20 protein-coding genes are annotated in these 22,568 nt (G+C 52.4%); 7 read left to right on the top strand and 13 right to left on the bottom strand.

The features are described from left to right. Positions 1–3: 3 nt before the first annotated feature. Positions 4–1,842, bottom strand: coding sequence for an ATP-binding protein (locus tag B3K89_RS02430; protein ID WP_293894785.1), 1,839 nt, complete (start codon positions 1,840–1,842; stop codon positions 4–6). Positions 1,843–2,014: 172 nt separating this feature from the next. Here B3K89_RS02430 and B3K89_RS02425 point away from each other — a divergent pair, with 172 nt between their 5' ends. After that, entirely contained in the window at positions 2,015–3,088 is a 1,074-nt protein-coding gene (locus tag B3K89_RS02425; RefSeq protein ID WP_293894788.1) for a lipid II:glycine glycyltransferase FemX, read from the top strand. Here B3K89_RS02425 and B3K89_RS02420 read toward each other — a convergent pair. The 4 genes from B3K89_RS02420 to yqeC are packed head-to-tail and all read right to left on the bottom strand — an operon-like array spanning position 3,076 to position 7,698. Beyond that, a complete protein-coding gene (locus B3K89_RS02420) occupies positions 3,076–4,011 on the bottom strand; it encodes an XdhC family protein (protein ID WP_293894791.1) in 936 nt (311 codons plus the stop codon). The genes B3K89_RS02425 and B3K89_RS02420 overlap by 13 nt on opposite strands. Continuing rightward, positions 4,011–5,135 carry an aminotransferase class V-fold PLP-dependent enzyme gene (locus B3K89_RS02415; protein WP_345907013.1) on the bottom strand — a complete coding sequence of 375 codons (1,125 nt, stop codon included), beginning with the start codon at positions 5,133–5,135 and terminating at the stop codon, positions 4,011–4,013. The genes B3K89_RS02420 and B3K89_RS02415 overlap by 1 nt, the downstream gene beginning before the upstream one ends. Before the next feature lie 59 nt (positions 5,136–5,194). Next, the gene (gene yqeB, locus B3K89_RS02410) at positions 5,195–6,997 is read right to left on the bottom strand and encodes a selenium-dependent molybdenum cofactor biosynthesis protein YqeB (protein ID WP_345907012.1); all 1,803 of its coding nucleotides are present in this window, start codon (positions 6,995–6,997) and stop codon (positions 5,195–5,197) included. Continuing rightward, positions 6,994–7,698 (bottom strand): selenium cofactor biosynthesis protein YqeC, encoded by a 705-nt coding sequence (gene yqeC, locus B3K89_RS02405; RefSeq protein WP_293894800.1) that lies wholly within the window; start codon positions 7,696–7,698, stop codon positions 6,994–6,996. Before yqeC ends, yqeB begins: the two co-directional genes overlap by 4 nt. A 93-nt stretch (positions 7,699–7,791) precedes the next feature. On the opposite strand from yqeC, the gene B3K89_RS02400 reads away from it, so the two are divergent. Further along, complete coding sequence (locus B3K89_RS02400; protein WP_293894803.1) at positions 7,792–8,415, top strand: hypothetical protein; 624 nt, start codon at positions 7,792–7,794, stop codon at positions 8,413–8,415. A 1-nt stretch (position 8,416) separates the two neighbouring features. On the opposite strand, the gene B3K89_RS02395 is transcribed toward B3K89_RS02400, so the two are convergent. Both B3K89_RS02395 and B3K89_RS02390 read right to left on the bottom strand, forming a co-directional pair. Continuing rightward, positions 8,417–9,091 (bottom strand): response regulator transcription factor, encoded by a 675-nt coding sequence (locus B3K89_RS02395; protein WP_293894806.1) that lies wholly within the window; start codon positions 9,089–9,091, stop codon positions 8,417–8,419. A gap of 116 nt (positions 9,092–9,207) precedes the next feature. Then, positions 9,208–10,545 (bottom strand): acetate kinase, encoded by a 1,338-nt coding sequence (locus tag B3K89_RS02390; RefSeq protein WP_293894809.1) that lies wholly within the window; start codon positions 10,543–10,545, stop codon positions 9,208–9,210. Positions 10,546–10,672: 127 nt separating this feature from the next. Between B3K89_RS02390 and B3K89_RS02385 the strand changes: the two genes are divergently transcribed. Next, the gene (locus B3K89_RS02385; protein WP_293894812.1) at positions 10,673–11,737 is read left to right on the top strand and encodes a hypothetical protein; all 1,065 of its coding nucleotides are present in this window, start codon (positions 10,673–10,675) and stop codon (positions 11,735–11,737) included. On the opposite strand, the gene murB is transcribed toward B3K89_RS02385, so the two are convergent. Then, positions 11,697–12,614, bottom strand: a complete 918-nt coding sequence (gene murB, locus B3K89_RS02380; protein WP_293894815.1) for a UDP-N-acetylmuramate dehydrogenase — start codon at positions 12,612–12,614, stop codon at positions 11,697–11,699. The two genes, B3K89_RS02385 and murB, sit on opposite strands and share 41 nt — an antisense overlap. 51 nt (positions 12,615–12,665) lie before the next feature. On the opposite strand from murB, the gene cysS reads away from it, so the two are divergent. The 4 genes from cysS to B3K89_RS02360 all read left to right on the top strand — a co-directional run bounded on the left by cysS (position 12,666) and on the right by B3K89_RS02360 (position 17,921). Then, positions 12,666–14,081, top strand: a complete 1,416-nt coding sequence (cysS, locus tag B3K89_RS02375) for a cysteine--tRNA ligase (protein WP_293894818.1) — start codon at positions 12,666–12,668, stop codon at positions 14,079–14,081. Positions 14,082–14,108: 27 nt separating this feature from the next. Next, positions 14,109–14,627: an RNA polymerase sigma factor gene (locus B3K89_RS02370; protein ID WP_293894821.1), complete on the top strand. Its 519-nt coding sequence runs from the start codon at positions 14,109–14,111 to the stop codon at positions 14,625–14,627. Positions 14,628–14,630: 3 nt separating this feature from the next. Then, a complete protein-coding gene (locus B3K89_RS02365) occupies positions 14,631–15,167 on the top strand; it encodes an anti-sigma factor family protein (RefSeq protein WP_293894824.1) in 537 nt (178 codons plus the stop codon). A gap of 105 nt (positions 15,168–15,272) precedes the next feature. Beyond that, positions 15,273–17,921: a valine--tRNA ligase gene (locus B3K89_RS02360; RefSeq protein WP_293894827.1), complete on the top strand. Its 2,649-nt coding sequence runs from the start codon at positions 15,273–15,275 to the stop codon at positions 17,919–17,921. Positions 17,922–18,057: 136 nt separating this feature from the next. Here B3K89_RS02360 and B3K89_RS02355 read toward each other — a convergent pair whose 3' ends face one another. The 5 genes from B3K89_RS02355 to B3K89_RS02335 all read right to left on the bottom strand — a co-directional run. Beyond that, on the bottom strand, positions 18,058–18,231 hold the full coding sequence (locus B3K89_RS02355; protein WP_244771149.1) for a hypothetical protein: 174 nt from the start codon (positions 18,229–18,231) through the stop codon (positions 18,058–18,060). Between the two features lie 94 nt (positions 18,232–18,325). Further along, entirely contained in the window at positions 18,326–19,477 is a 1,152-nt protein-coding gene (locus tag B3K89_RS02350) for a glycosyltransferase (RefSeq protein ID WP_293894834.1), read from the bottom strand. Further along, positions 19,474–20,220, bottom strand: a complete 747-nt coding sequence (locus B3K89_RS02345) for a hypothetical protein (RefSeq protein ID WP_293894837.1) — start codon at positions 20,218–20,220, stop codon at positions 19,474–19,476. The genes B3K89_RS02350 and B3K89_RS02345 overlap by 4 nt, the downstream gene beginning before the upstream one ends. A 5-nt stretch (positions 20,221–20,225) precedes the next feature. Then, positions 20,226–21,482 carry a peptidase U32 family protein gene (locus tag B3K89_RS02340; RefSeq protein ID WP_293894840.1) on the bottom strand — a complete coding sequence of 419 codons (1,257 nt, stop codon included), beginning with the start codon at positions 21,480–21,482 and terminating at the stop codon, positions 20,226–20,228. Further along, positions 21,472–22,568: S16 family serine protease (locus tag B3K89_RS02335; RefSeq protein WP_345907011.1), on the bottom strand; the 1,097-nt coding region annotated here is incomplete at its 5' end. The genes B3K89_RS02340 and B3K89_RS02335, both read right to left, overlap by 11 nt.

The following is a 22,568-nucleotide window of genomic DNA, read 5'->3' as shown; positions in this document are numbered from 1 at the left end:
ACCCTATTGAGAGTTTTTCCGATACAATGAATTGCTTCGCTCTTCCAGATCGGGAAGCTCAAAGCCGCTTCGAGGCAGTCTCATGATAAAGAGACTGCCTTTTCCTACTTCGCTCTGTACTTCTATGCTTCCATGATGCACACCGGTGATGTGCTTGACGATGGAAAGACCGAGTCCGGTGCCTCCTTGGCTGCGGCTCCGGGCGGTGTCGACACGGTAAAAACGCTCAAAAATGCGCTCTTGGTCCTCAACCGGTATCCCGATGCCTTCATCCTTTACCGAGAAGGTGGCGGTCAAGTCATCCACATGACATGCCAGCGTAACAGGTGAACGTTCGCTTGAGTAGGCCAATGCATTCATTACGAGGTTTGTCAGAGCCTGGGTGATCAGCATGCCGCTGCACAAGATTTCATAACCCAGAGGATTGTCGATCTGTGTTGTCAGTGTGCTTTGTTTCTCCTCGAACCGGTATTTGCAGTTCTGCACAGTCTCCTCAATGATTTGTTCGACTTGTGTCCAAGTCATGGTGGGATGAGTATTTGACTGCTCGAGGCTGGAGAGCAGCAACAAATCATCGACAATGCGTTTCATATTGCTTGCCTGACGATGGATGACTTGGCCGAACTGCCTCAATTGTTGTTCGGTCCGTGCTTCCAGCAAGGCCTCGGAAAACCCGGTGATCGAAGTGATCGGCGTTTTCAATTCATGGCTGACATTTGCCACAAAATCCTTTCGAATCTGTTCCAACCTCGTCAGTTCAGTCATATCCTGGATCGATACCACCATCGATTTGTTCAACCCTTTGGACTGGGTCAGCGGAGAACAGAGAAAGCGAAGGGTTCTTGCTTTGCGCTTTCCTACCAGTATGGCGCTCTCCCCGTAGAGATGATTGTACTTGGCAACGGTAAGCGACGTTGCAGTACCGTCCTTGGAGCATGTGTTGCAGGCCGAAAGCACCTCGGTCGAAGAGATTACCTCGCCCAGCCTGCGTCCGGTTGGATCACCGCCAAGCAGTTTGACCGCCTCGAGGTTGGCCACCTCTATGACAAGGTTGGAATCCAGCAGCAGGATTCCCTCGTGCAGGTTGTCCATGATGGCCTGCAAACGGTTGTGCGAGGTTTCCAAACGATCACGGTTTGTTTTCAGCAATGAGGCCATATGCTGCATTGAAGAGGCAAGGTCGGCCATCTCCTTTGGGCTCTGGATCGAAAGTCGTTCATTCAGGTTCCCTTGGGCATAGTGTTTTGCCAAGGTCTGGATTTTCTTCAGGGGTTTGGTGAGCAGCATGATCGAAACGGTGGTAATACCAAGAAGAAGCAGCACAAGAATGGCAAGATTGCCCAAAAACATCTGCTGATACGTTTCTTTGTACCCGCTGAGCTGATTCAATGTTTTCGAGACTCGAATGACTGCAATGGTGGGATGGTTTTCCACCGAGCGTGCATAGTAAAGCACCGGAAGATTCTCGGTTGCACTTGTCCGCTCACTGGATGCACTTCCCTTGTCCAGAGCCTCTTGTACTTCCTGCCTCCAAAGGTGATTGTTCAACTGTGAGATGTCGAATTCCGAATCGAAGAGCACTTGGCCGTCGTGGGCGATCAAGGTGATTCTGGTTGCCGTCGACTCTGCATATGCATCAAAGTGACCCTCCTGCCAGGGTTGTGAGTATCGAGAGACAATATCGTACAGGTATTCGGCATTTCCTTTCAGCTCGGCATAGGTGGACTGCCGAAGGGCTGCACTGAAAGCCCTGTTGGAAAGACTGTAACTGAGTGTAAGGCTCAACATGAGGAGAATGAGGGAGGAAACGAGTAAATTGGAACGGATGCTTGAGAATTTCATGGTACCAACTCCCTGGCAGGTAAGAATCGTGCATGAAAATACTGTAGCAAGGAAGGATGGGCCAAACAAGGACGCCAGCCGTATTTCACAGTTTTCTCATATCTTATACATACCTTTCTTCTTTGTATGTTTTGTGATAAAATTTTTTCACCATTATTTCAGGGAGCATGCGATGAACGTCAGTGTGCAGGAAAAAGAACCTGCGTACCTCTATGATACTCCGCTGTTGCATCAATCGTCCTTTTGGTCACAAGTAAAGCAAAAACAGGGTTACGAAACGAAAGCTTTTGATATCAAGGTCCGTTCGGAAGACTTGCAAGGGTCTCCCGCCTCATCCTATATACTGGACGACGTGCTTGTCCAGCTGGTTCCCGTCAATCGGGAGCAGAGCATCGGCTATGTCCCGTATGGTCCGGTTCTCAGTCCCCAGGAGGATCGAATGGGGCTTTTTTTGGAAGAACTGTCCATGAATCTGCAGGAAAAGCTTCCCCGGCACTGCATCCTGCTGCGCTATGACCTTCCTTGGAAAACCATCTGGGAGGATGAGGATCTTCCTCTCACTCTCCAAAATCTCAGGTTGAACTGGGGAACGAGCAAGCGAAGTCTGCACAAGTCGGTTTCCAACCAGCTGCCCAGTGATACCATGCTCATCGACCTCAGGCCGGGCGAAGAGGAAATCCTGTCACGGATGCATCACAAAACCCGGTACAACATCAATTTGGCCTTACGTAAAGGCGTTCTGGTGCGTCAAGTCGGACACGACCATCTCGATACCTTCTACGACCTGTACCGCCAGACCTGCGCACGCAATCGCATCAATTTGCATGACCGCTGTTTCTTTGATTCGCTCTATGGACCTGTCGATGAGAGTGCCACAGTTGTCTTGCTGATGGCCTTCTATGAGGGAATTCCGCTCAGTGCAATGTTCCTCAGCCGTTCAAAGAACCGGGCGACCTACCTCTATGGCGCCTCTTCCTCGCTTATGCGAAACACCATGAGCACCTATGCACTGCAATGGGGTGCCATCAAGCTGGCAAAAAGCTGGAACTGCAGCGAATACGATCTGTTCGGCGTCTCGCCAACGAAGGAGAAGGAGCATCCGATGAGCGGACTCTACTCCTTCAAGAAAGGGTTTGGAGGGAGCATGCTGCATCGCATGGGGTGTTGGGATTTCGCCTACAACAGCGAGGATGCCCAAACGCTCTTTGCCTATGAGATGGTCGGTGAGGGCTATCACCAAAGCTGAAAGAGCAGGCGCACATTGCCACCGCAAATCATCCCCAGCTCCGAGGCTTTTGCATTGGAAAGGTCGTAGGCTCTTACTTGATTGCTGGTCGTCTGCCTCGCATCCTCGATTGCCTTTGCTTCGACTGAGCCGCCTCCAACGGTTCCCTCAACCGTCCCATCCTCGAACACTGCCATCTGAAATCCGACATCGCAGGGAGCAGAGCCATGCTTTTCAATGACACGCACCAGGCAGAATTTCTGTTCAGTCCGAGCCAGGCGTTCCAGCAGGTTCCTGTCCAGTTGCACCACATGCTTCTCTGTGCGTACTGTTTGGATGATTTGAGCCAGAATGGAAACGGCAATCTCGCCGGCGGTCACCGCCCCGATGTCCAGGCCGATCGGAGAGTGGACTTGATCAAGCTGCGCTTGGGAGAATCCAAGATTTCTCAGATTTTCGAAGGTAGCAGCTACTTTCGACTTGCTGCCTATCATGCCGATATAGCGGTGATTGAGTCCCAGGATTTTCTGAAGACAGAGTTGGTCGTAGCTGTGGCCGCGTGTTGCGATGACAAAGTAGGGCCTGATCCAACCATGCTCCCCATCCAATGCCTGATCAAAGGGAGCACACACACACTGTGCACCACAAAAGCGCGTATTGTTGCAATACTGCTCCCTCTCATCGATGACGGTTATCCTGTATCCGAGACGGGATGCAAAAGCAACCAGCTCAAGGGCGATGTGCCCACCACCACAGACAACCAATTCGACATCGGTCTGCAATCTTTCTTCCAAAACCTCGCCGCCGGCTGCATCGCAGCTGCCCCAAAGCAATGCTGCATTGCTGTAGAGTGCTTCATCTCCTACATGAGGGCCGCTTATCACGGTCTTTCGAGTGACATCCCCGTTTTTCAGGGCATTGAGCAACAAGTTGTGGTATTTCATCAGCAAAGCAACTCCTTCATGGCTTGGATGGTATAATCGATTTCTTCGTGTGTCGTTGCAGGGCCGCAACTGAAGCGAAGTGTTCCTGTTTGAAGTGTTCCCAGACTTTGATGGGCCAGTGGTGCACAGTGCAGGCCGTAGCGGGTTTGGATGCCGTACTCTGCATCGAGGCGGTAGGCAAGCTCGGCAAGGCCGAATCCCTCGACGATGATGCTGATCACGCTGGTACGCTCTTCCATGGTCTTTGGACCGATGACTCGGATACGGCTGTCACCGAGAAAATAGGAGAGCAGTCGATTGCAGCTGGTTCGGTCCTGATCGCCCCTCTTTCCAAGGCTTGCCAATGCAGCACCAAGCCCTACGATGCCCACAATGTTTTGGGTTCCCGCCTCGAGTCGGTCAGGCAGCAGCTCAGGCATCGAAAAGCTTTCGCTCCTGCTGCCTGTTCCTCCTCCTACCGAAGGAGTGATCCTCTTGGCAAGATGGGGGGAAAGGACCAAGCCGCCGACTCCCTGCGGCCCTGCAATTCCCTTGTGTCCTGTGAAAGCAATTGCATCAATGACTCCTTCCTCGAGCCGGCATTCGACGGCAGGTGTTCCTTGGGCTGTGTCTATGCAGGTCCAGAGGCCCAACTGGTGGGCTATTGTTCCCGCCTCCCTGATCGGTTGGATGGTGCCTGCAACATTGGACGCGCTGGTAAGGATGAGGGCCTTGGTTTGGGGTTTGACCAAGGAAGGGATTGTTTCCAAGATGATTCGGCCTTGCTTGTCGCAGGGAATCACCGAATAGGGGATGCGGTGCAGATGCACTGTTCGCATCACTGCATTGTGCTCCACACCGCTTACCAGCACATGATCGTCTGGTGTGAGCAAGCCTGCCACCAAGGTGTTGAGGGCGGTGGTGACATTGAGCGAGAACACCACATTCCTGCTTTCCCTGCATCCAAACAGTAATTCCAGTTTCTGGCGACAGTCCATCACCTGCTCCATCGCTTGGACGGCATGCTCATAACTTCCCCTTCCGGGATTGGAAGCATTTTCTGCAAGATAGGTGCTCATGGCTTGTATTACACCCGGAGCTTTTGGAAAAGAGGTCGATGCATTATCCAAATAGATTCGCCGCATGGGATGAGTTTACTGCAATACAGTGAAATAATCCATTAAAGTTTTAAAAAATCAATGGCTTATGCCCGATTCAGAAACCCATCCAGCGCTTCCAGCACGGCTCCCCCAATGGCATAGGCTTTCTCACTGACCGTGGTATGGTCGGCCTGTTCCCCCCTGGGATCGATATCCGCAACCTTGAAGTGGGCGGTGACATGCAAGCCTGAATTGAGCAGGCCCCTGAGCTTGCCGTCGATGGGAGCGAAAATCGGCTCACCATCAACGGTTGCAATGACCTGGCCTGTGTGAACCAAGTCACCGATGGTGCACTGTGATCTGAAAATTCCAGCCTTGGGGGAGTGGAGCACCCGCTCTTCTCCGAATCCGTTCACAAGGCCGGGAATGCCGGTGTTGGGGATTGCACAACCCGATCTGAGGATGCGTCCAAGGCTGTGTCCTCGTTTGGTTTCAATGACGATGTCTGCATCCACTCCAGCCTCAAACCCAGGACCAAGGGCGATGACCAGTGGAGCATCATCGATATGGGTGCCCAGATTCCGTTTGGCCATGATGGCATCCACCAGGCAAACGGGCTGGACCTCATCAAGGCACTCCATGGCCGGGTCTGCCAGAACGGGGATGATGTCTTCATCGAGCAGGTTGAACGCTTCTTTCACCGTAGCACACCTCTGCGCTGTGATTCCTTCAACCTCGACTCTTCCTTGAAACATAGCCTGGGCGAGGCTGACGGTGGTACGGATGACCGAGGGTTGCTCCGTTTCCAGGACAATGACACGGTAACCGCTGCGATGGAGCCTGAGAATGACTCCGGTCGCCAAATCACCGCCACCTCGCACCAATACCACCCTCCTCCCCAGGTTTCTCAAGCTGCTTCCGGTTGTTTGGTTGATCACTTTCATGACCTCGGCGATTACCGAGACAGCTATTTCCTGGGGTGTCTCACTTCCCAGGTCCAGACCGATGGGGCAGTAAAACTTTTGTATGGCTTGAGTCCGGCATTTCAAGGATGCAGCCAGCCTCTTGGCCTTATGCCGAGACCCGAGGACACCCAGATAGGCGATATCGCGGTCCAGAAGCAGCTTGGCAGACTCCTCGTCGAAGGCATGGCTGGCAATGACGCAGACGGTACGAGCATTGATGCTTGCCTCCTCAAGGGCTTTTTGCATCGTCTCTGCGACGATTCGCTTCTTTGCAAAGGGAAACAGGTCCTCGGTTGCAAACTCCGCCCGGGTTTCCACGACCTGGGTGGGTAGGCCCACCGCATGAGCTAGTTGTGCAACCGCCTGGTTGACGTGTCCTCCCCCTATGAGCAGCAGGTTGTGCGCCTTGACCGGGAGGCTCAAATAACAAGTCCAATTGTTGGTCTCGATGTAGCGGGGAACATTGTTCTCAAGGACCTGATGCGCCTGTTCGAGGAATTGTGGATGCACTTCACCGATGGTGGCCCCTCCTTCACAAAGCCCCATCAGGGCAATTGAAGGCTGGAGTTGCAAGCCCATTACATGGTGCAATTGATGGGCCTCCCAAGCCCTGAATTGGCTGAACGCTTTCTGCATGCTTTCGGTGGTGCAGGCCAGCAGCAGCAGGTGCACCGTCCCTGCATCGCTGACTTCCCCCTGCCGGACAGTGAACGCGAGATGGCGTGATTGCTCTTGTGAGGACAGAAGATCGAGGGCTTGGCGCTGTGCGTAGGCCTCGGTTTCCCCGCCGCCGATTGTTCCGGTGACGATTCCCGCTTGATCGACCACCATGGCACCCTGGCTCCGGCTTGCCGATCCTTCGGTTTTCAGGATGATGACAAACACAAAGGCTTGATTGTGTTCGCCCAGGTATGAGGCTTGTTGCAGTACTGTGGTATTCATGGTTCCTTCCTGAAGAGTAGTGTATTGGTTTGCAAAGAACCAAAATAGATGGGGATTGCATCCAACGAGCGAGCGAGGGTTGTCATCGTCTCAGATCCTGTGTTCTCAGCTTGGTTGCAAAGCACCAGGGTCCTTCCGGCTGCACCCTTGAGGACCCCGTCTTGATGATGCAACAAATACAGATATGCTTCATCGTCGGCCACCCTGTGCCCGTCCTGGTTCCAGCCGAAGCAACACCGGCCAAGTTCCTGCCCCCACCCTGACATGCCCATGACAGCAAGCGTTGAGGTGGTGAAGTCCGGGACAACGGGATCGCAGTCGCTGTGGAGTTTCAAGGGTTTGTGGCGGGCTCCGTCGGCTTCGAGCACAAGAACATCATAGAAATCCATCAGTGTCTCCAGATGAGAGAGAGGAGGAGCGAGTGCCTTATCCTTCCCCTCGCATGCATAGAAGACGCGCTCACCCTGCTTCGGTGTATGCCTGAAAACCCGCTCGTCGCTATAGTAGATGTCGCAGCCATAGTCGCGAAGTCGGGGAAGCTCCAGCTTTGTGGTGGTGGAGACCAGGACGCGTTTGCCGAATTTGGCGTAGTGGAGGGCAAGTGCCGTCAAGGCGGTGGTTTTTCCCCCGCTGCCGGTGATGCTGATGCATCCGCATTCTCCGTTGATGAAAGCGCACAGCGCTTCAAGAAGTGTAGCCATGGGGAAAACTGTACCACTGTCGATTCTGTGTTGCAAGGGAAACGGATTTCTTTCATCACTGGTTGGAATTCGGTTGGCTTGTATACTTATGGCATGGAAACACAACAAAGACAGGCTGTCGGTGTCGATATCGTAGGCAACCGATTTACACTCTGCATTCTGGATGAGGATGGCAAGCATCCCAGCTATTATTCAGGAAGAGTCGACACCCCGCTTGGGCAGGCGCACTTTTTCAACAAGGTGGGAAAAAGGAGGCTGTTGATGCCTTCGTCAGACCTTGCCGTATTGGCTTTGAAGCTGTTGGAAAGCTCACAGGTGGTGATCAAGGATGAACAGGAACATTATGCGGTATGGGCTGCTGCCGGTGTTGAACGAGGCCGGCACATGGCACGCTTTGCAGCACTGCAGCTCCACCAAGGAAGCGACTCCTCCATTCCGATCACCGCGAAGCAGGAACAACAGCTTTTGCTGTTGCAGGATGCAGAGCTCGCTTCGCTTCTCTCGGTGGTCGGCACCAGCCAACAGATAGCAGAGGATGTTCTGCAGGGGAGAGCCGATGGCAAAACCTATACCAAGGCATTGGGAAATGAGGTGAGAAGCCGTCAGGATCCTGTCATCGGGGCTGTCAGGGAAAAGGAGCCGGAAGCTTCACCGTTTGCAGAAGAGGACACTGGTTTTCTTGCAAGAGTGTACAGGGAGCTTGAAAATCTGAAATGAGTCAACTTTCCTTATAGGTGTATCCGATACCCCAAACGGTCTTGATCCTGCTGCCGTACGCTCCGAGTTTTTTTCTGATGGTGGCAACCTGGACATCGATGGATCGGTCGGTGACAGGGTAGTCGCTTCCCTTGATCCGGGTGATCATCTGGTTGCGGGTGAAAACCTGTTCGGCATTGCCGGCCAACAGATAGAGCAATGAGAATTCAGTTGCCGTAAGGTCGATTTCTTGGTTGTCCACCAGGCACACATGCCGACCCTGATCCATGACCAGGCCTGCATGATGTACCACTTGAGGGCTCTGAAGCTGTTCCGAGCGTCTTAAGACAGCCCGGATTTTGCTGGTAAGCACATTCATGCTGAAAGGTTTTGTCAGGTAGTCATCGGCTCCCAGTTCCAAGGCGGTGATGATGTCGCTCTCCTCTCCCTTTGCCGATACCACAATGATGGGTGTTGTGTTGTTCAAACCGTATCGAAGCGTCTTGATGAGCGTAAGCCCATCCATGACCGGCATCATGATGTCGAGGATGATCAAATCGACGCTTTGCGATGAGAGAACTTCCAAAGCTTGTTTGCCGTGTTCCGCCTGGAGTACGGCATATCCGTTGCTGGCCAAGGTATAGCGTTCCAATTCTCGAATGTCGATGTCGTCTTCAACTACCAGAATCGTATTCATGATCAAACCGTAGTACACAATCCTTTATGAATGCAAGGGTGGATGTGGTTTTTTCATAGATTATTCACACCTTATGAATCAGGACGCCCGAAGGCGTCCTGTTCCGATGAGGTATTTCAGCGCGGGATGGCCAGGATTGTGGCCAACTCGGGATTCTTCTCAATGTTCTTCTTCAAATCCCGTTCACGACCCTTGTTCACATAGTCCTTCTCTTCAAAGGTATAATGGAAGTTGGTATGTACATCGTAGGTTCCGTTCATCAATGCATAGGCATCTTCGGTCATGACCAGCTCTTCATCGGTGGGGATCACCAGAATCTTGACCGGAGAGTCATCGGTGCTGATCACAAACTCACCATTTCTGCTGAAACATACTTCGTTCTTGTGTTCATCGAGCTTGGCCCCGATGGCTTCGAGTCCTTTGCAGGCTCCAAGGCGGATGTGGCGGGCCATTTCCCCCACACCGGCGGTGAATACGATGGCATCGAGCTTGCCGTCAAGCAGGGTGGCATAGCCGCCGATGTATTTCTTCAGCCTTCTGCACTCCATATCGATGGCAAGTTTCGCACGAAGGTCTCCTTCCTGGCTGGCCTTCAGCACATCGCGTCGGTCGCTCTTGCCGCACAGACCGATCAAGCCGCTCTTCTTGTTGAGGGTGGTATCCATCTCCTTGGCGCTCATGCCGGTGTTGTCCATCATGTAGGGGATGATGGCCGGATCGATGTCGCCGCTGCGAGAACCCATCACCAGGCCCTCAAGCGGGGTGAGACCCATGGAGGTGTCGATACAGATGCCATTCTTCACAGCACAGACTGATGCGCCGTTGCCGATGTGGCAGATGATGACATTGGTATCCTTGTTTTCCTTGCCCAACACAACTGCGGCACGCTTTGCACAATAGAGATGGCTGGTTCCATGGAAGCCGTAGCGCCGTACATTGTACTTGGTGTACCATTCGTACGGAACTGCATACATGAAGGCTTCATCGGGCATGGTCTGGTGCCAGGCGGTGTCGAGGACGATGGCCTGGGGAACATCGGGCATGGCCTTTCGGGCTGCCTCGATACCCATGATATTGGCAGGCATGTGCAACGGGCCGAGGGGAACGACCTTCTTCAACTGCTCGATGACCTCATCCGTTACCAGTGCGGACTTCTTGAATACCTCGCCTCCATGCAGGACCCTGTGACCGACTGCACCGATTTCCTTGAGGTCCTTGATGACGCCATACTCATCATCCATCAGCATGCGGATGATCAACTCGATGGCTTCCTTGTGGGTGGGGGAAGAGAATTCTGCGTGGTACTCCTCCTTGCCGTTGGCTTTATGCTCAATGGTGGAATACTCCAGTCCGATTCGCTCTACGACTCCTACAGCAAGAATATCCTTGTTCGCCCAGTCGTAGACTTGGTACTTGGCAGATGAGCTGCCACAATTCAGGGTCAGAATTACCATGAAAGACTCCTATAGTTCATATGGTTTACCGATAATTGGAATGTTGATTGGTTCCAAGTCATTAAATCACTATTACGCAGAATAATCAACCTGAAGCAAAACAGGAAGTACTAGTTCTTTTCCTATCATGAAGGTAGCTCTGCTCTGTCTGTTTCTTTTGCCCTTTGCCGATCTTGTGGGGCAATCGACACTCAATCTGACGTTCCATCCCGACACCGGATATTACAAAGGTAGGTATACCTATGCACAAAAGGCGTTTCAACTTGACGTTGAATCCAACATCAATCTCAAAAGGATGCAGATGCAGGCGAAGGTGAACAAGCTCTCATCCCCATATTTTTCCTACACCGACAGCCGATACATTGGCCTGTACACCTTCCTGCCGGCACAGTCCTGGCGAAGCCTTTCCTTTCAACAACCGGCCTATTCGGTATCACTGCTGCGCGGTGGGGGAGAGCAGACCGCAATCGAGGTCCAGGCAGGCTCTTTTTCAGCCCTCTATCAGCTGGGACCGAACGATGTGCATGCTGAGGATTTGGCCTTGGCGTGGGACAATCACCTCCTTGGGCGAAACCTGATCGTCCGATACCGGTTTGATTCAGATCAGGCCTTTTGGAGTGTTGAGGGTGTATGGGGGGAGTTCCGTAGTCTTGCAATCTCAACGACGGCGGGCATCAGAGTGGGGCCCGTCAGTTTTCAGAGCAGCAGCAACAGCCCTTTTTTTGTGCGGAACCTGGAGGCCGGCATTCATGTTCAAAAGAAGGGCTTCAGCCTGCATCACAGCTACAGCTCCACCCTTGGCCTTCCCCCCATCCATGGCGGGCACTCCCAGACGATGCAGACTGTTCTTGAGACACGCTTTGCGTATAAGGGCCTGTCAGTAGAGTACCAACAAGAATTTTTGGTTGATGCACTGAGTGCAAGGAGCCGGGAGATGGAGCTGCAGGTGCTGTATGCAGGTTCCAAGCTGCAAACCGGCGTGGTGTTCTCCTCCGATTCCCCGCCAAAGCTGCTGATGGAAGACAAGATGGCAAGGCTGTCCTTCCAGTCTTCAAAAATCTCTGCAGTGTTTGTATTCCAACGAAGCAACGGCTCGGTCTCCCTTCGCTTCCACCCGCAAAAAGGCCTGACAATCTCCTATTCCTTCCATATCACCACCGACCAACATAATGAATCTCCTCCTCGAGCATGACATGAGTCTTCTCAAACACGTGCTGTCTGATATGCTCGATGAGTGCTTTCACATCACTGCTAGTGGCATGCTTGTTGGGATTGATGATGAAATTGGCGTGACGCAGAGACACTTTCGCCCCCCCGATGGAGTATCCCTTCAAGCCGCACTCATCGATCAGCTGTCCTGCATGCAGGGCTTCGGGATTCTTGAAAATACATCCTATGCTGGGGTGGTCGTACTGGCCATTCAGTTTTCGCTTTGCTTTCACCTCATCCTTGCGCTTGCGGGCTTCACTTGTCTGGGTAATCGGGGTGAGCCTGAAACCAGCTTCATAGATGATGATGTCTTTTCGGTTCGAGAACGGGGTGTTGCGGTAGGTGAAATCGTCACGGTGAATCTGTTTTCGATGCATCTTCCCGTCCATTGTCAGGTAATCGACATAGTACAGCAGATCCGAGATATGCATGCCATGTGCTCCGCTGTTGCCGGCAATGGCTCCCCCCACCGTCCCAGGAAGTCCTCCAAGCAGTTCCAGCCCGCCCAAACCATCCTCGAGGGCGTAGTCAATCGCACGGTCGAGCAAAAGGCCGCTGCGGACACAGAACATCTCACCTTGGACATGCCTTCGCCTGAGGTGGCATGTGAAGATCGTCAGCCCTTCGATACCGTCGTCGCTTATCAGGCAGTTGGTGGCGCTGCCGAGAATGGTGATCGGCAGTTTGTGCGTTTGCGCATAGTCGAGGAGGAGGCGCAACTCATCAAAATCAGAAGGGTAAGCTGCCAAGTCGGCCTTGCCGCCGGTATGGATGCCGCTGAGCCCAGCCAGTTCAACCTGCTCGATGAGCAGGTGGTCAAGGTTGATTTTTTCATCGCTATTGCGTACATTGGTATGCATGGAGTCATCTTACCCCCTTTTTTCGGGGTGGGCAACCTAAAGGAGCTCTGCATGTCTGTCCTTCTCTACAATACGATGAGCCGTCAGCTGGAACCATTCCAGCCCATCAAGGAGTCTGATGTAGGACTCTATACCTGCGGCCCGACTGTATACAACTATGCACATATCGGAAATTTGCGGACATATTTGTTTGAAGACCTGTTAAAGCGCACCCTCCTCATTTCGGGTTTCAAGGTGAATCATGTGATGAACATCACCGACGTCGGTCATTTGACCGGTGATGGGGACGACGGGGAAGACAAGCTTGAAAAGATGGCAAGCAAGACCAACCGGACGGTATGGGAAATCGCATCCTACTACACCGAGGCGTTTTTCAAGGATTATGATGAACTGAATATGATCCGGCCGACCACGGTCTGCAAAGCCACCGATCATATAGAGCAGATGATTGCATTGATCAAGCGGCTTGAAGAGAGAGGGCACACCTATATCAGTGGGGGAAATGTCTACTTCAGCATCGACTCCATAGATGATTACGGAAAGCTTGCCCGCCTTGACCTACAAGCCTTGAGGACTGCAGTACGTGACGATGTCGAGGTGGATGGGAACAAGAAGAACAGCAAGGACTTCGTTCTTTGGTTCACCAAGAGCAAGCACGGAGAGCAGGCGATGATGTGGGACTCTCCTTGGGGCAGGGGCTTTCCCGGTTGGCACATCGAGTGCTCTGCAATGAGCATGCACTATTTGGGTGAGTCGTTCGACATTCATTGCGGCGGCATCGATGCCATTCCGGTGCACCATACCAATGAAATCGCGCAAAGCGAGGCGGCCACCGGCAAGCCTTGGGTCAAATACTGGCTGCATGGTGAGTTCTTGCTTGATGAGACAGGCAAGATGAGCAAGAGCAAAGGTGAATTCCTCACCTTGGGCCTGCTTGAGAGCAAGGGCTTCGATCCGATGGATTACCGGTATTTCTGCCTGGGCGGGCACTATCGCAGTCAGCTGAAGTTCAGCTTTGAGTCGTTGGAAACCGCTCGCACGGCCCGCCGCAACGTATATGACCGAATTCAGAATCTTTTGAATCAGGGTGCAAAAAAGATTGCGTTGCAACGAAGTGAGGCCTTGGCCTACCAATCGGCATTTCTTGAGCATGTCCAAAATGACCTGAATACTCCCCGCTCCCTGGCCGACCTGTGGGGCGTGCTGAAGGATGAAGGTCTCTCAATCGATGAAAAATACACACTCTGCCTGTACTTCGACCAAGTGTTTGGCTTGAGGTTCGACACCATCACCAAGGCTGAGGAGCAAACCTTTCCACCTGAAGCGATGGCGCTGCTGCAACAGCGAATTGAGGCGAAGAAGGTGAAGGACTGGGCTCTAGCGGATTCTCTGCGTTCAGAATTGGATGCGATGGGCTATGTTGTCAAAGATACACCTTCGGGAAGCTCTTTGGAAAAAAAGATGTAACTTGGTTACTGGTGAGTTGTTAACGTTATGGAAATACAGAGCAACGATGAGCGAGCGTTCAAGCGAGTTTATGAAGAGGTTTTCCCGATATTGATGCGCGTGGTCTATCACGTCACCAACAATCAGGACCTTGCTGAAGAGATTTGCCAGGAAGCTTTCATCAGGTTCTTTGACAAGGGGATGGAGTTTGCCACCCTTGATGATGCCAAGTATTGGCTGATCAGGGTGTCGAAAAACCTTGCCATCAACCAAGTGAAACGGAAAGCCCGGGAGATGGGGATGGTGGAGAAGCTGAAAAAGGTTCCTGCCATGCATGCCAACACTTCCGACGGTGCCCAGGTGTTGGAGGATAAGGAGACCCGCAAACTCGTACAGGAGGCCATAGACCAGCTTCCTGAGAAGTTCAGGCTTGTCATTGTGATGAAAGAGTATACCGACATGGATTACAAGCAAATCGCGAGTGTGCTCCATATTTCTGAAAGTAATGTGAAGGTACGAGTCTATCGGGCACGTAAAATGCTCGAGTCGATTCTCAGCCAGGAGTAGTGTATGTGTGTGGACGACGAACTGTTGAATACCTATCTTGACGATGAGCTGCAGGAACCTTGGAAGACCCAGGTCCAGGAGCATCTTTCCTATTGCAACGCCTGTCGCCAACGTTTGGAGCAACTTCGCTCATTGCATCAGACTTTGTATGATGCAAGGTTGCGTGACTCTGACATCAAGGCTCGCCAGGATCGGGTATACGCGTACTTTGAGAAGACGCGGTTTCCCTCCGCAAACAAGAAGATGCACATTTTTCGCAAAAAAATTCAAATCAAGCTGGTTCCAGCTTTGATCACCAGCGCAGCTGCGTTCGTGGTGGTATTCATCGGTGCGTTCATGTTGTTCGGTACACAACCCCAGATGGGACAGGAAATCCTTCCTGGGGTTGTCGAGCCCATTAACAGTGCTCACATTCGGCAGGTGACCGATGTTCAGAAACCTTCTCTCGATATGTTCAGTCTGGAGCAGATCGTTCAGCATCTTGACGCTATGGGGTATGCAGTCAAGTTGGAATTGAAGGCGGTGACTCCTCTCGAATAAGAGATAAATCCTCTCGCTCTCATGTCGAAGGCTCTACATTCACTTGTAGAGCCTTCCCTATTTTGCTACTATGAACAGACTCTTTTTCCGAGTAGGAGGCAGTTTGTGAAGGCAATTGAATTGGCCAAAGCCTATGATCCAAAAACGTTTGAGGATCGAATTTATCAAGCATGGACCCAAGAGGGTTTGTTCAAGCCGGTAGCAGGGCAGCAAACTCCATTCACCATTGTAATGCCTCCTCCCAACGTCACCGGAATCCTGCATATGGGTCATGCCCTGAACAACTCCCTGCAGGACATCCTCACCCGGTACTACCGCATGACCGGCAGGCCCACCCTGTGGGTGCCCGGAACCGACCATGCAGGGATCGCCACCCAGAACGTGGTGGAACGCCAGCTTGCCAAGGAAGGCCTTCGAAGACAGGACCTCGGACGCGACCGGTTCCTTGAACGTACCTGGCAGGTGAAAGAGAAGCATCACAGCATCATCAAGGAACAACTGCAGAAAATCGGCTGCAGTTGCGACTGGGAGCATGAAAGATTCACCATGGATGAAGGCCTCAGCCAAGCGGTACGGGAAAGCTTTGTCACCCTGTATGAGCGCGGACTCATCTACAAGGGCGAGTATCTGGTGAACTATTGCCCGAAGTGCGGAACCGCACTTGCCGATGATGAGGTTGAATACCAGCCGGTGCATGCCTTCCTGTACGATGTGCGGTATCCATACAGTGATGGAAGCGGGTTCATCACCGTTGCCACAACCAGACCCGAGACGATGTTCGGCGACGTTGCCGTTGCCGTCAATCCCGAGGATGAACGATATACCCACTTGGTGGGCAAGCTGTTGGACCTTCCCTTGACCGGCCGAAAAATCCCCATCATTGCCGACAGTTTCGTTGATATGACGTTCGGCACCGGCATGGTGAAGATTACTCCGGCTCACGATCCCAACGACTGGCAGTGCGGCAAGCGCCACAACCTTGAAAAAGTGAATGTACTGAATGCCGATGGGACGCTCAATGAGAACTGCCCGGAAAAATACCGAAACATCAATGCCATTGAGGCCCGGTCACTGGTTGTACAAGACTTGAAGGAACAGGGGTTCCTGATCAAGGAAGTGGAACACAACCACGATGTAGGTCATTGCTACCGTTGCAATACCGTTATTGAGCCGTATCTGTCCAATCAATGGTTTGTCAGCATGAAAGGTATGGCCGACAAAGCCCTCAAGGCTTGGAAGGATGAGAAAATTGTCTTCTATCCGAAGCGTTGGGAGAATACCTACAGCCATTGGCTGGAAAACATCCATGACTGGTGCATCAGCCGTCAGCTGTGGTGGGGGCACCGAATTCCTGTGTGGGAGTGCCGGCAGTGCAACGAAATCATCGTAGCCAGACAGGATCCCTCCGAGTGTCCGAAGTGCCATAGTACCGATCTTGTGCAGGAAACGGATGTTCTCGATACCTGGTTCAGTTCATGGTTGTGGCCGTTCAGTACGTTGGGATGGCCGCAAAAGACAGCAGATCTTGCCACGTATTTCCCGACCACCACGTTGGTCACCGCATACGATATCATCTTCTTCTGGGTTTCCCGAATGATCATGGCTTCCTTGGAGCTGATGGGGGACGTCCCGTTCCGCGATATCTACATTACCGGTTTGGTTCGTGACAAGCAGGGAAGAAAGATGAGCAAGAGCCTGGGAAACGGAATCGACCCCTTGGATGTTGTACAGCAGTACGGCGCTGATGCGATGAAGTTCACCCTCTGCTACATGGCCACCCAGGGTCAGGACATCCTCATCGATATGGACTCCTTCAAACTTGGTTCCCGTTTTGCAAACAAGGTATGGAATGCCGCCCGGTTCCTTCTGATGAACCTGGAGGGTGTGGATGCTATCGATGTTTCCTCGGTTGATTTGTCAACCATGGACAAGTGGATCTACCACCAGCTCAATGAGGCAACGCGGAAGGTGAAGTTGGCGCTCGAGAGCTATAAGTTCAGTGATGGCGCCCAGGCTGTGTATGATTTCTTCTGGAACGATTTTTGCGACTGGTATATCGAAAGCGCCAAACAAGGTTTGTACAGCGAGGATTCAGGGCTCAAGGAGCGGCAGGTGGCCCTGCTTCTGGACCTTCTTGCAGAGTCGATGCGCCTGATGCATCCCTTTGCTTCCTTCATCAGTGAGGAGATCTACCAAAAGCTGCCAAACGTGGAAGGTCCGCTGATCACCAGCTCGTATCCCGCTTACCGCAATGACCGGATTCATGATGAGGATGCAATGAAGGTGGCAAGACTGCAGGAAGCGGTTACATCCCTGAGGGCATTGCGTTCCGACTTGGGCATTCCTGTCGAACGAAAAATCCGCGTGGTGGTCAAGTGCGACCCGTCATTCTTTGCAGCTTCCTTCTTTGAGGAACAAAAGAGCCTGATGGCCGGCTTTGTAGGAGCTTCTTCGCTTGAAGTGGATGAGAGTGCAGACACCGCCAAGGCGGTTCCCGTTGCCGGTACCGGCTATGAGATGTTCGTCTTCGTTCGTGAGGCCATCGATGTAGAGAAAGAGGTCGCCAAGCTGGAAGCCGACATCGAGAAGAGCCGCAAGAGCCTGGAAGGTGTTCTCGCCAAACTCTCAAACGAGAAGTTCATTTCCAACGCGAAAGCTGAGGCCATAGAGAAGGAACAAGGCAAGAAGGCCGAGTTCGAAGAAAAGATAGAGAAGGGTGAAAAGCACCTGACATTGCTTAAAACGTTCCTGTAATGCATTCGGTGCTCCTTCGTCATCCCGCCTCATCACACGAGGCAGGATGAGACGTGGTATGGTTGCAAAAAGGTTTTCGAGCACCGGGAGGCCAAAGAAATGGCGTCCAGCAAAGGACGCCATACTCAAGCGATTGTTATTCGCCTTTTTCTTCCTGAATCTCTTTTCTGCGATCTTTGCAAAGTTTTGCGATTTCTGCCAAAGCCTTTCTGGCTCGTGCTGCCGAGACCTTTACTCCTTTCTCAGTGAACTTTTGGTTCTCTGCGAGGTACGTTTCATACTGCATGACAATCTGTTCGTGAATGGTCATTGATTCCTCCATGTGTCTAGGTTATCTAATTCTATCACGCTTTTTTGGCTGTGCAAGGGAAAAACCTGCATATAACACGTTAATTTAAGGTTATTTATGTGATAACGCGTCCTTTCCACAGAAAACCCCGTCCACTCAGACGAAGAAACAGGCCATTGAGGTACATGAGCACCACCAGCAGGATGGTCAACGGCCCGAACCGGCCCGATTGCGGCGAGAATCCGAAGTATGTTGCACATCGTTTCCAGGTGGTGAACAAGAGCAAACTGCCGGCCAGTGAGAAAATACAGGGAAGCATATAGCTTTGGTTTGAAAAAGCCAGAACCCCAAAAACCACGCTCAGAATCGGAGCAAAGCTGAGCAGGAGCAGGACCAATACAATGAGGAGAATCAAGAGGAAGCCCAGCAGGCCTTGCTTGACCACTCCGATGATGGACCGTTCCAAGCTTTTCCAACCTTGGGAGAAGGTCGTGAACATTTCGCACTGCAGGGCTGTCTGCATCGGCGCGAAGAGTTGCTTGTGTCCTTTTTTTGCGCATAAGCGAGCAAGGGCGACATCGTCGCAGATCTGGCCTTTTATCGGTATAAATCCTCCCAAGGAGATGAGTGCTTCCCGCTTGATCATCAGGTACTGCCCGATGGCCATGGAAAAAAGCGGCCACTGCAAGGAAGCTTGGATACGGAAAGGAACGAAGAGTGCGGGATTGAAAAGCATGACACTGACCAGCACTTCCAGGGCCAGGGATCGGGTAATCTGCTTGGGATATCCGCTGATCATCTCCCCTTTCTGTGAAGCAAGCAGAAAGAGGCCGTAGGAAATCGAATCAGGAGTATGGCGAGTATCGGCATCAGTGAAGAGAATGTATGAACCTTTGCCGGCTTCGTACAACTGTTGCATCGCAAAAAGCTTGCCCGTCCATCCATCCTCAAGGGGTTTTCCTGTAATGAGACGGATGCGGCTGTCCTGCTTCTGCAGCTCGAGGACCAAGGAAGCGGTGGCATCGGTGGAGTTGTCGTCCAAGACTAAAATTTCCAGATTCTGATGTTTCTGATGCTGCAAGGATCGAACGCATTCTTCGATATGCAATTCCTCATTGCGGGCGGGAATGGCAACAGTGACCAAGTCCTCGGACTCAAACGCCTCCCAATGCTTGGTTATCCGATCGAAGTATCGTCGGTTGCTTGTGTAAAGAAAAAACGACCAGATGCCCACGATCAGGATAATGGTCGAGACCAGCAGATTCATAACTTGTCTTGCACCTCTTTCAAATATGCATCGAGGGTGGGGTCGAAACGATAGAGAGCTTTTGCTGCATCCAAGTATCCCTTTGCAGTACTCCACTCGTTTCGCTTCATGCTTGCCACACCGATATTGCTGTACAGGCTGGCCGTATCCCATCGGGAGAGAATCGGCAACCCTTCACGAAGAAGCTCCAAATATATCTGCAGTGCCTTGTTCACATCCCCTCCGGCAATCGAGGGTGCATAGAGCAGACTGCTGGCCTTCATCAGACGCGCATACACCTGGTCGGGGTAATGCTTGTACGCCTTGTTGATCTTGGCGTTGCTGCTGATGCCCTTTCCCAGACTTCTCGGGTTGAGGAGATAGTGGATGGAATCGATTTCGGCTTCAAGGATAAGCTTGAAAAATGAATCTTCCTCCAGTCCCTCCAGTTCCTGTTCCGCTTCCTTGAGCAGTTCAAGGGAACGACTTGGGTTTTTTGGTTCTCCTTCCGTATACAGGCGGGCAAGCAGGGTGGCCGTACGAATATCGAGCACAATCTGTTGCTCCTCTTCAAGTCCTGTCTTCTGCAGCTTCACCCGCAGCTCCTCTGCTTTGTCGCAATCACCGGCATCCCTCACCACTTGGACATACTGCACAAAGGCTGGTATTTCCTTGAGAAAGGAAAAATCATCCACCAAGGCGGCACTTGCAAGGGTGCTGAGCATGCAAAGACTCATAGCCAATGAAAGGAGGATTCGTTTCATATGTGCTATTTAACCACAGTTTCCCGGCGGATGATATAGCCTGTCTGTATCGATTTGTCTGTTTTCAGATACTGTACCTTGCCGTGGTCGGCTTGTTCGATTGGCTGCAAATGCTCATCCAGCAAACAAAAGCAATCGTCTTCAATGTGATGGACATCGCTTGAGATGTATTCGATGGTCATCCCCTTGCGGATTTGATTCTTCAATTCGAGGGCGAATATCCCCGGTTCGACCTGCGTGCCGATGAAACCGCAGAAAAGGTAGTCCCTGAGGTATCCCTGTTCGGTGCTCTTGTCGATTCCTTGCCCCATGGCGGGGTCGACCGGCCCATGACCGAAGAAGAAGCCGGTGGAGTACTCCCTGTGGCTTATGTCGAAGAGGTCCTGACGGAACGTCTTCCAATTTTCATCGCCGGTTTGAAGGGCGTCGAGGGCTTTTCGATAGGCTCTCGTAACTACTGCCACATAGTAACTGCTTTTCATCCGGCCCTCGATCTTCAAGGAATCAACGCCACAGTCGACCAACTGCTGCAGATGATCGATCATGCACAGGTCCTTGGATGAGAGAATGGTGGTGTATCCATCCTGCTCGATCACCGGGTAGTACACACCCTTTCGCTGTTCTTCCTCCAAAGCCAACTCCCCGCTTTGGAGCAGTTGATAGTTCCATCGGCAGGTATGGCTGCAATCACCTTGGTTGGCGCTGCGGCCGGTCAAGTGGCTGGAAAGCAGGCAGCGACCCGAATAGGCCATGCACATCGCCCCGTGGACAAATACCTCAAGCTCTAAATCTGGATTGGCGTCCTTGATGCGTCTGATATCCTCCAGTGGAGTCTCCCTACCCAGGATGACTCGTCTGAATCCCATCTTTTGGTACATCGAAGCACTGCTGGAGTTGGTGCAGCTTGCCTGGGTCGAGAGATGCAGCTCCACCGATGGTCCAAGTGCATCCTGCAGCAGGGGAACAAGACCGATATCGCTGATGATGAAGGCATCGAACGGCCAAGTCTTGATCACTGGCAATTGCTCCTTGAGCAAGGCAAGGTTTGCCTCGTCAAAGAGCATATTCAATGTGCAGTAGAGACGTTTGCCGCTTCCGGCTTTGAGTGCTCTCACCTGCTCAAGATCGTCTGTCGTGAAATTCTTCGCATTGGAACGAAGAGAAAAATCTGAAAGGCCGAGATATGCTGCGTCCGCGCCATAAGCGAAGGCGAGACGCAGCTTCTCAAGATTGCCTGCCGGACTGAGCAGCTCAACGCCCACCCAACGCCTCCCTGACCGCTTGTGCGACCGCAGCACTGATGGCGGCGATTTCGCTTGTGTTCGGCTGAGGGGCGGTTGCCGCGACGGGCTGCATCGCCGGTCGTTTCGCATCGTCAGGGAAGGCGATTGCAAGCACCTCTTCGACCGAACCCACCAAATGGAAGGTGATGCCTTTTTTCAGCCCCTCGTCAAGCTTGTCCAGATCGCGCTTGTTGAACTGGGGAATGATGATTGCTTCGATCTTGTTCCTTCTTGCTGCAAGCACCTTCTCCTTCAAGCCGCCGATGGGCATGACCTTTCCCTTGAGGGTCAGTTCCCCCGTCATGGCCAGGTTGGGGGCCATGACTTGGCCGGTGACCAAGCTGTATAGGGCAACGGCCATGGTCACCCCTGCGGAAGGTCCGTCCTTCGGAGTCGCCCCTTCAGGCACGTGAAGGTGGATGGCGTTGTGCTCAAACCAACTCGGGTCGATCTTATGTTCGGTTGCATGCGCCTTGATGTAGGTATAGGCGATGCTTGCCGACTCCTGCATTACCTCCCCAAGCTGACCGGTGAGTTTGATCTCACCCTTGCCGGGAGTGTTCTGCGCTTCGATGATCAAGGTATCGCCACCCATGCTGGTCCATGCAAGACCGATGGCCATACCGGGCCTGTCGGCTTTCAAGATCTCATCCTCGACAAAGATCGGCTGGCCGAGATACTCGAGAAGCAGCTTCTCGTCGATGACCACAGGCAGGGATTCCATCTTGTTTTCGACCAAGGAGAGGGCGACCTTGCGGTTGATCTTGTGCAGGGATTTCTCGAAGTTTCTCACTCCTGCCTCCCTGGCATACTCATCGGCAATTTTTCTCAGGATTGCCGGGGTATACTTGATTTCGTTCTTGGTCAGGCCATGCTTTTCCATCGATTTGGGGACCAGGTACTTCCTGCCGATGGCAAGCTTCTCGTCACTGGTGTACCCCGAGAGCTGAATGATCTCCATTCGATCCAGCAAAGGCCTGGGGATGGAATCCAGCGTATTTGCCGTACAGATAAACAGCACCTCGCTCACATCGAAGGGGATATCCAGATAGGTGTCGCGGAAGG

The organism is Sphaerochaeta sp. UBA5849 (assembly GCA_002432715.1).
Lineage (GTDB): Bacteria > Spirochaetota > Spirochaetia > Sphaerochaetales > Sphaerochaetaceae > Sphaerochaeta.
Note: the sequence above shows the minus strand (reverse complement) of the source record. Positions and strands in the feature narration are given on the sequence as shown.